Origin of the sequence: Peptostreptococcus sp. D1, from assembly GCF_900112955.1 — a bacterium.
In the GTDB taxonomy this organism is placed as follows: Bacteria; Bacillota; Clostridia; order Peptostreptococcales; family Peptostreptococcaceae; genus Peptostreptococcus.
The window spans coordinates 24212-30567 of the sequence record NZ_FONP01000017.1 but is presented as its reverse complement, the minus strand read 5'-3'; the positions used below and the strand labels follow the sequence as shown (position 1 = coordinate 30567).

General features: G+C 31.3%; 16 protein-coding genes. 10 read left to right on the top strand and 6 right to left on the bottom strand.

The features are described 5' to 3' along the window. The 4 genes from BM120_RS09615 to BM120_RS09600 all read right to left on the bottom strand — a co-directional run. A partial coding sequence (locus BM120_RS09615) for a Panacea domain-containing protein (protein WP_442956755.1) occupies positions 1-226 on the bottom strand: 226 nt, incomplete at its 3' end. 165 nt (positions 227-391) lie between these two features. Beyond that, complete coding sequence (locus tag BM120_RS09610) at positions 392-742, bottom strand: hypothetical protein (protein ID WP_091995512.1); 351 nt, start codon at positions 740-742, stop codon at positions 392-394. 40 nt (positions 743-782) lie between these two features. Then, positions 783-1283, bottom strand: a complete 501-nt coding sequence (locus BM120_RS09605; protein WP_091995510.1) for an ImmA/IrrE family metallo-endopeptidase — start codon at positions 1281-1283, stop codon at positions 783-785. Further along, positions 1277-1726 carry a helix-turn-helix domain-containing protein gene (locus tag BM120_RS09600; RefSeq protein ID WP_091995509.1) on the bottom strand — a complete coding sequence of 150 codons (450 nt, stop codon included), beginning with the start codon at positions 1724-1726 and terminating at the stop codon, positions 1277-1279. Before BM120_RS09600 ends, BM120_RS09605 begins: the two co-directional genes overlap by 7 nt. 159 nt (positions 1727-1885) lie before the next feature. Between BM120_RS09600 and BM120_RS09595 the strand changes: the two genes are divergently transcribed. Together BM120_RS09595 and BM120_RS09590 are read left to right on the top strand one after the other, a co-directional pair. Continuing rightward, on the top strand, positions 1886-2083 hold the full coding sequence (locus BM120_RS09595; RefSeq protein WP_091995507.1) for a helix-turn-helix transcriptional regulator: 198 nt from the start codon (positions 1886-1888) through the stop codon (positions 2081-2083). Positions 2084-2147: 64 nt separating this feature from the next. Beyond that, positions 2148-2354, top strand: coding sequence for a hypothetical protein (locus BM120_RS09590; RefSeq protein WP_091995505.1), 207 nt, complete (start codon positions 2148-2150; stop codon positions 2352-2354). Here BM120_RS09590 and BM120_RS09585 read toward each other — a convergent pair. After that, positions 2351-2737 (bottom strand): DUF2513 domain-containing protein, encoded by a 387-nt coding sequence (locus tag BM120_RS09585; RefSeq protein WP_091995503.1) that lies wholly within the window; start codon positions 2735-2737, stop codon positions 2351-2353. The genes BM120_RS09590 and BM120_RS09585 overlap by 4 nt on opposite strands. Positions 2738-2838: 101 nt before the next feature. Between BM120_RS09585 and BM120_RS11230 the strand changes: the two genes are divergently transcribed. Beyond that, positions 2839-2970 carry a restriction endonuclease subunit S gene (locus BM120_RS11230; RefSeq protein WP_143076539.1) on the top strand — a complete coding sequence of 44 codons (132 nt, stop codon included), beginning with the start codon at positions 2839-2841 and terminating at the stop codon, positions 2968-2970. A gap of 2 nt (positions 2971-2972) precedes the next feature. Here BM120_RS11230 and BM120_RS09580 read toward each other — a convergent pair whose 3' ends face one another. After that, on the bottom strand, positions 2973-3296 hold the full coding sequence (locus BM120_RS09580; RefSeq protein WP_091995501.1) for a hypothetical protein: 324 nt from the start codon (positions 3294-3296) through the stop codon (positions 2973-2975). 66 nt (positions 3297-3362) lie between these two features. Here BM120_RS09580 and BM120_RS09575 point away from each other — a divergent pair, with 66 nt between their 5' ends. The 7 genes from BM120_RS09575 (at position 3363) to BM120_RS09545 (ending at position 6264) form a co-directional block, all read left to right on the top strand. Next, positions 3363-3575, top strand: coding sequence for a hypothetical protein (locus BM120_RS09575; RefSeq protein WP_242941601.1), 213 nt, complete (start codon positions 3363-3365; stop codon positions 3573-3575). Between the two features lie 92 nt (positions 3576-3667). After that, complete coding sequence (locus tag BM120_RS09570; protein ID WP_091995520.1) at positions 3668-4612, top strand: phage replisome organizer N-terminal domain-containing protein; 945 nt, start codon at positions 3668-3670, stop codon at positions 4610-4612. Positions 4613-4615: 3 nt separating this feature from the next. After that, the gene (locus BM120_RS09565) at positions 4616-4972 is read left to right on the top strand and encodes a hypothetical protein (protein WP_091995499.1); all 357 of its coding nucleotides are present in this window, start codon (positions 4616-4618) and stop codon (positions 4970-4972) included. Positions 4973-5013: 41 nt separating this feature from the next. Then, positions 5014-5385 carry a single-stranded DNA-binding protein gene (locus tag BM120_RS09560; RefSeq protein ID WP_091995518.1) on the top strand — a complete coding sequence of 124 codons (372 nt, stop codon included), beginning with the start codon at positions 5014-5016 and terminating at the stop codon, positions 5383-5385. Beyond that, positions 5385-5585, top strand: a complete 201-nt coding sequence (locus tag BM120_RS09555; RefSeq protein ID WP_091995497.1) for a hypothetical protein — start codon at positions 5385-5387, stop codon at positions 5583-5585. Before BM120_RS09560 ends, BM120_RS09555 begins: the two co-directional genes overlap by 1 nt. 33 nt (positions 5586-5618) lie before the next feature. Further along, complete coding sequence (locus BM120_RS09550) at positions 5619-5840, top strand: hypothetical protein (protein ID WP_091995495.1); 222 nt, start codon at positions 5619-5621, stop codon at positions 5838-5840. Positions 5841-5859: 19 nt separating this feature from the next. Further along, positions 5860-6264 carry a DUF1492 domain-containing protein gene (locus BM120_RS09545; protein ID WP_091995492.1) on the top strand — a complete coding sequence of 135 codons (405 nt, stop codon included), beginning with the start codon at positions 5860-5862 and terminating at the stop codon, positions 6262-6264. Positions 6265-6356: the final 92 nt, after the last annotated feature.

Genomic DNA, 6356 nt, shown 5'->3' with positions numbered 1-6356 from the left:
TCATATTTGAATGTCTATAGTCAATATACAAATCTCTAAAGACCGGACCATGTACCCATGCTTCTGCACGATTATTGAACAATAAAGCTAAATTTTCTTCATCTGGTTCATTATTTAGAGCAATAAACCAGCTGTATGCATACCAACACAATTTTTGTAGTTTCTTAAGAGACATACTAGGCTCTCTGTCAAGAAAGTTTTTTGCAACTTCAAATAGAGTAGTCATGTCCACCATACCTCCCTTATTACTTTTCCACATTTTATATACATATTTATCAACAGCTATATTACTATTATATTACAGTAGCATGAATAATGCAATTATGTTTAAATGTCTGTAACTATTTAATTTTCAAGGTACAACTATAATTCTTATTTTTTAAAATCAAAGTTATTTTTCTTTTTTCATTTTTGCATATGCAACAAATGATAGTATCATCTGAATTATGACAAACATAAAATAAATTAGGAATAATACCATAGCTACTGCATATAGGATTCCAGATGTTAGCATAAAACCAGCCTTATTCATGAAATATCCTAGAATATTGAAAAGTAAGGCAATTCCAGTACACAATATATGAGGAAGAACAAGCATTGTAGCAATTCCAACACCAACGGTATCAGCACCGCCAGTTGTTGATGCCATATTGCTAGTAAAATAGTAAATGATATAAATCAAATACAATGCTCCCAATATCATCGAGATTAAAGCCAATTTACTTCTCTTTGTTTTTTCCATTTTAATACCTCCATAAAAAATTAAAATATATATCAAAATCCTAAAGATTATGATAAACGTTTTCTTTTTTGTATACATGAAAAGGACTAAATACGATAAGGTATTCGCCCATAATCATGTATTTTCCATATTTTGACTCATAATATTCCAACGCTTCAGTTAGGAAGTCAATAGTAACCTCTAATTCTTCAGCCATCTCAGACAGATTATTTGCGAATCCTGAAAAATATTTTTCTGCAAGTTTAGCTATTGGAACCAGTTTGTTATATGCTACCTTTCTAGCCTGCAATTCTTGTTTTCGGTTATATGAGTCTTTTAAATTAATTATATTACCAACAGTAGTATAATAATGACCTAATTCTTCAGCAAGAACACAATTTTTTTCATACTGTGAATCAATAGATTTATTGATAGCTATTTTATTGTCTTTGTATAAACCAGTTGCGTTACTCTGCAACTCAACTTCTTTTACTATTATTCCCTCGCCATATGCTTCTTCTAGCATTTCCTCATATATTGATAGAGAGGATTTGTTTACCACTTATCCATCTCCTCAAAATCTTTCATCATAAGTTCTTGCTGTTCTTCGCTGTTATCGTCGTTATGAGCTGCCATAGTAGTAATATTTACCCTTGTATACTTATCAATTTCGGTTAATTCTGAAACTCTTTTAATTGCTTCTTTTTGTCCTAAATCATTCAATTTGCCATATTTATTTAAAAGCATTTCTTCATTTTTAGTTATTGTATTATTTTTTTCTTTTTCAATTATATTTTCGGATGATAGATCCTTATATATGATATCTTCCAAATTAACACCATACAATATACACAATTCATTAACTGTAGAAAAACTAGGCTCTGAAATACCTGTTTCCCACTTTTGGATTGTTGTAAAAGATTTATATCCAAACTTTTGAGCAATAAAATCTTGAGACAATCCAGCTTTTTTCCTTAAATATTTTAGATTTCTTGAAAGATACATATATCTAACCCCCTTTATACAAACATCATATAATATATTTGATTATTTTTCAAGCTATTTTTATAAAAAAATAAAAAAACTTGAAAAAAATTCAAAAACAGCATTGACACTTGAAAAATATTCATGTAAAATAATAATTACAAAAGAGAGGTGATAAGTATGATTGAAAGACAGTATACTTTAAAAGAGCTTAGAGCTAGAAAGAATAAAACGCAGCGTCAAGTTGCGAAAGACATTGGGGTATCAACACCAACATACTGTTCTTGGGAAAAAGATTTAAGTAACGTGCCTATTGGAAAATGCATAGCTTTGGCAAATTACTATAAAGTTTCCCTATGTGAGTTAAAAATATGTTAATTTTTTTTGAAATATTACTTGAAAAATATTCATGTTGATAAGAATAAAAAGTGAGGTGATGAAAGTGAAAGTAGCGATTTTATTATTAATAGCAACCAATTTATATGCAGTACACAAATGGATATTTTGGTCAAGAGGTTTTATTGGAGCATTTTGTATATATCAAGAAAAATATGGAAAGCTAAGCGAAGATGAGCTAAGGCGATTAATGAAGAAAGCCGTTGATTATGGCATTAAAAACACAATCAACGACTTAAGTGGTAAAAATTAATAACCTAGATGTTTTGTGATGATTTGAGTAACTACACCAGTGGCAATTTGAGTAAGTGCTTGAATAGATGTTGCACCAATTTCTTTTGCTATTGATTTAGTGGGTTCCCAAATTTTTTCATTACGAATATTTGCTAATAATTGGTGTCCGTCATAGGTTAAACCATTTAACTTAGAAAGCACGTCGCCGATATGTCTTTGTTTAGGCAAGAACGTTGCATCAATAAACCCGGCTTCATATAATTTTCCAGATGAATAATCTAGTTCTTCTATCGAATACTGTGGAAGTGCCTCGCTTAATTTGGTAAGGGTTGACTGAGTACCGTATTCTATATTTTCAGCAAATATAAGTATATCACGCATACAATCAGGATTAAGTTTCATATACTATACTCTCCTTTCTATAAACTCGGCAATCATGCCTGTAACACAATTATAGCACAGGGAGTAGAAGATATCACAAAAAGAAAGCGAGGTGATGAGAGATGAAACACGAAGGCATAAAAATTGATTTATCAATCACAAATGTTGATGAACAAATTGAAAAATTGACTCGAGTTAGAGATTTGTTATTAGAAATAAATTCTCTAATTGAGTCAATTAACGAAAAGTGCTAAATTTAAATATTTTTAAATAATATTTCTTCTAGGTGTGGCATAGTCGCTTCAGTAAGCATATCTTCAAAAGAGTTAAAACTAGTATTTTGTGATACATATTCGTCTAATTTATCTGTATCAATACTGTCAAATTCTTCTTGGTTTGAAGCTTTAAACCCACCAGATTCTAAAAAACTTTGAAAATCATTAAATTTAGTGTGCGTACTCATGAAAGATTCCGTGAATGCATCTTCAAGATTTATAGAAGTCGTAGAGCTTAAATCTTTAGCATTATTGGATAACTGTTCTAGAGTATTAATAAAATTATCAATTCCATCTATTTTCATAGCAATTTCCCCCTTTCTATAGACTCAGCAAATGTGCCTGCATTTAGATTATAGCAAGGAAATTATATGAAAACAACAATGTTTAGGGGGGTGATCAAAACGAATAATTATTTTATTGAAGCAAAAGAAATATCGAAAATATTATGTATGTCAAAAGCATATGCATACAAAGTAATCAGAGAACTTAACGAAGAGTTAAAAGAAAAAGGATTTAGAGTTGTTAGAGGAAAGGTTCCAAGGGTTTATTTCAAAGAAAGGTATGGTATTGATGAGAATTGATTTATTAGGTGCATTTAAGTACACACTGTTAATTGTAGTGGAATATATCTCAATGTATTTGAGATGGGCAAATGAATAAAGGATGTGTAAAAATGAGCGATAATAAAAAATATTATTATTTAAAACTTAAAGAAAATTTCTTTGAAAGTGATGAAATTATATATTTGGAAAGCCTGCCGGATGGATATAAGTATTCAAATATTCTTTTGAAACTATATTTAAGAAGTTTGAAAAATACAGGAAAATTGATGATGAATGATGCAATTCCTTATAGTCCTGAGATTCTTGCCACTGTGACAAGACACAGTGTAGGAGATATCAAGCAGGCATTAGTACATTTTTCTAAGCTAGGCCTGGTAGAAATGCTAGAGAATGGGACTATCTTTATGCTGCAAATACAAAATTTTATCGGTAAGTCTAGTTCCGAAGGTGATAGAAAGAGGGAGTACCGAAAAAAAATTGATGAGACAAAAAAAATAGGACAAATGTCCCGACAATTGCCCGAAAATAAAAATAAAGAGGATGGACAAATGTCCCGACAATTGCCCGAAAATAAAAATAAAGAGGATGGACAAATGTCCCGACAATTGCCCGAAAATGAAAACAAAGAGGATGGACAAATGTCCCGACAAATATCCGAGGTAAAAAATGAAAAAAATGATAAAAATGAGTTAAATCAAGGGGTTGGACAAATGTCCGACAATCGTCCACCAGAGTTAGAATTAGAGATAGAGATAGATATAGATAAAGATATAGATAATAAATTAATTAATTATAATCAATCAAATAAATATATATCTGACTCTGATTTTAAAAATAAAAAATACTTAGAGGAACTAGAAAGGTGTGAATTTATATTAAAGCATTATGGAGTTGACGAAAAAAGTAAAAATAAAATAGTTGGCATTCTGAAGTCGAAGAAATTGGGATTTGTATATTTACGGGATAAGATAAAACTCACTTTTCAGAGAGGCAGGACGGTTGATAAAAATATAGGCTTTCTTGTAGAAGCAGTCAGGAATGATTGGAAGGAGTAGGAGATGAGAATATACAGAGGATATGTAGATGGGGAGGATATTTTCTTTCCGGTACACAAAAAACTAGGCGAGTTAATTAAAGCCATTGACAGGTGGAAGGATAATATCACCGGTGCAGAGATAGGGACTAAGATTATGGTGGAGTCATTGATAGTACCATATAGGAGATATGTGAATATCAGAGATAATGCTAAGCTGTTGAATGAATTATTTGAAGACACTGGATTGATGAAATTTCATAATGAAAAGCTGTTATATGAGCGTGAGGAAGATATAGATAGCACTGAGAAGTATAGAGAGCAATGTATGTTGGAAGGTGTAGCAAGCAGTGAAATATTAGGAAAATGGGTGCTGAAATAGTTAAAAAATGATGTATATGAATACTAGAGGAGCTGATGAGTATGAATAACATAACGATAATTGGGAGATTGACGAGAGATCCTGAGACTAGGTATTTGCCTACGGGAACTTTATTAGCAAGATTTATTGTGGCTGTAGATAGAGATTATAAAAAATCGAATGGAGATTATGAGACTGATTTTATTCCGGTAGAAGTGATGGGTAATACTGCAGAATATGTACAAAATTATATATCAAAAGGGATTTTGATAGCTGTGAATGGTGCTATGAGGATTGACAGATATGACTCTGAAGGACAGACAAGAACATTTGCAAAGGTAGCAGGCAAAAGAGTGGAAAAACTAAGTGCTAAGAAAGAGGAGCCTGTAGGGATTGAAGAAAGTAGTGTAAATGATGAGGAGGTGCCATTCTAATGGGGAATAAGAAAAAAACATTTGAAGAGAAATATGGGACTAAAAATAAAAAGAATTTTGTTGAGACAGTGACTGCAATTAAATGTTTGCGTGAGGGTGCTGGTAAGATAAGAGATGGATTTGTAGTACCAAAGCGTGGGAGAGAAGTTGAATTTCATAAAATAGTGAGTGATACTAAGAAGTCATTTGGTGTGGAGTAGGATATTTAGAAGTAATATATTAGGAGGGTTAATATGACTAGAAAAGAAAGTTTATTAGAATTCTTGGAATGGGCAATAGATGATAATGTGGGTATTGAGGTACAAAGAAGGGGAATGCATGCGAATTTTAAAGAAGTGATTAAAGCAAAAGATTTAGCAGAGTACAAGATGAGTGTAGTGAAAAATTATAATGACGATTTGAAACATAGTGGAATTGTATATGGGAGTATTGTAGGTTGGAAAATTAAAGAGTAGGAATGTAGGGGGGGATAGCATGGAAGGTAAAAAATATTTATTAAGACTATACAAAGCAGATAAATATATTCAGACATTGGAAGATGAATTATTAATGTTAGACACAATTGCAAAAGGTGGGGCTATTGATTATAGTGAGAGTAAGGTGCAGACTTCCAATATAGGTAGTTTTGAAAATGTAATACACAAAATAGTTGAGATAAAATCAGAGATTAATGACAAAATTAGGGAAAAACTAGAATTAATAGAAGAAGTAAGTATGAAAATATCTGAGATAGACGATCATGTATTAGAATCAATATTGAGAAAAAGATATATTAAAGGCGAAAGCTGGGAGAAGATATCTAGTGATTTAGGATGGAGCGTTAGGAAAATCTATAAATTACATAAAAAAGCTTTGGATAGTATAGAAAAATATTTATAGCAAAAAAATATTTGTGCAGTAAAATGCAGTTGACTATGTGGTATAATGGTAGTGTGAAATCATACCCCCACAAACAGAGCAGATAAAAGGGC